Raw genomic sequence first — 1,870 nt, forward strand, 5'->3', positions numbered from 1 at the left:
TTGCGCTGCCCGGCCCGCTGCCGTTTATTCTTTCCCGCGCCTACAGCAGCTACCGGACCAGAACACCCGCGCCGGTGGGGGTGTTTGGTCCCGGCTGGAAAGCGCCCTTCGATATCCGCTTACAGATACGCGATGAAGGCCTGATACTCAACGACAACGGCGGCAGGAGCATTCACTTTGAGCCGCTGTTTCCCGGCGAGATAAGCTACAGCCGCAGCGAGTCACTCTGGCTGGCGCGGGGCGGGGTGGCGGAGCAGCACAGTTCGCAGCCGCTAAGCGCACTCTGGCAGGTGCTGCCGGAAGATGTTCGCCTGAGTCCGCATGTGTACCTGGCGACAAACAGCCTTCAGGGGCCGTGGTGGATACTCAGCTGGCCGGAGCGGGTGCCGGGGGCGGACGAGGTGCTGCCGCCGGAGCCGCCCGCATACCGGGTGCTGACGGGCGTGGTGGACGGCTTCGGGCGGACGCTGACTTTCCACCGGGCGGCGGAGGGTGACGTGGCGGGCGCGGTGACGGGGGTGACGGACGGCGCGGGCCGCTGTTTTCACCTGGTGCTGACCACACAGGCGCAGCGGGCGGAAGCCTTCCGTAAACAGCGCGCCACGTCTTTATCTTCCCCTGCCGGTCCCCGTTCTGCTTCCTCTTCTTCTGCTTTCCCCGACACGCTGCCCGCCGGTACAGAATACGGTGCCGATAACGGTATCCGGCTGGAGGCGGTGTGGCTGACACACGACCCGGCATACCCGGATGAACAGCCGACTGCGCCGCTGGCGCGCTACACGTACACGGCCAGCGGAGAACTGCGGGCGGTGTATGACCGCAGCGGGACGCAGGTTCGCGGGTTTACTTATGATGCGGAGCACGCCGGGCGGATGGTGGCACACCATTATGCGGGGAGGCCGGAGAGCCGCTACCGGTATGATGATACCGGGCGGGTGACGGAGCAGGTCAACCCGGAGGGGCTGGACTATCGCTTTGAGTACGGGCAGGACCGTGTGACCATCACGGACAGCCTGAACCGGCGGGAGGTGCTGTACACGGAGGGCGAAGGCGGCCTGAAGCGTGTGGTGAAGAAGGAGCATGCGGACGGCAGCATCACCCGCAGCGAGTATGATGAGGCGGGGAGGCTGAAGGCACAGACGGATGCGGCGGGGCGGCGGACGGAGTACAGCCTGCATATGGCGTCGGGTGCGGTGACGGCGGTGACGGGGCCGGACGGCAGGACGGTACGGTATGGCTATAACAGCCAGCGGCAGGTGACGTCGGTGACGTACCCGGACGGGCTTCGCAGCAGCCGGGAGTATGATGAGAAGGGAAGGCTGGCGGCGGAGACCTCACGCAGCGGTGAGACAACGCGGTACAGCTATGATGACCCGGCGAGTGAGCTGCCGACAGGGATACAGGACGCGACGGGCAGTACAAAACAGATGGCATGGAGCCGTTACGGTCAACTGCTGGCCTTCACGGACTGCTCGGGGTACACGACGCGGTATGAGTACGACCGGTACGGTCAACAAATCGCCGTTCACCGGGAGGAAGGCATCAGCACTTACAGCAGTTATAACCCGCGTGGGCAACTGGTCAGTCAGAAGGATGCGCAGGGGCGTGAAATCCGTTATGAGTACAGCGCCGCAGGCGACCTGACAGCAACGATATCACCGGACGGTAAACGCAGCACCATCGCATATGATAAACGCGGGCGTCCGGTGAGTGTGACGGAAGGCGGTCTTACGCGCAGCATGGGGTATGACGCTGCCGGGCGCATCACCGTGCTGACCAACGAGAACGGCAGCCAGTCCACGTTCCGGTATGACCCGGTGGACAGGCTGACTGAACAGCGCGGTTTTGACGGCCGGACGCAACGTTACCA

At 64.5% G+C, this 1,870-nt stretch carries 1 protein-coding gene; it reads left to right on the forward strand.

Annotation, left to right across the window (positions count from 1 at the left end; translation table 11 throughout):
- A partial coding sequence (locus ACJHXA_RS23780) for a DUF6531 domain-containing protein (RefSeq protein ID WP_283512383.1) occupies nt 1-1,870 on the forward strand: 1,870 nt, incomplete at both ends.

The organism is Escherichia sp. WS33, assembly GCF_046486385.1.
Lineage (GTDB): Bacteria > Pseudomonadota > Gammaproteobacteria > Enterobacterales > Enterobacteriaceae > ECMA0423.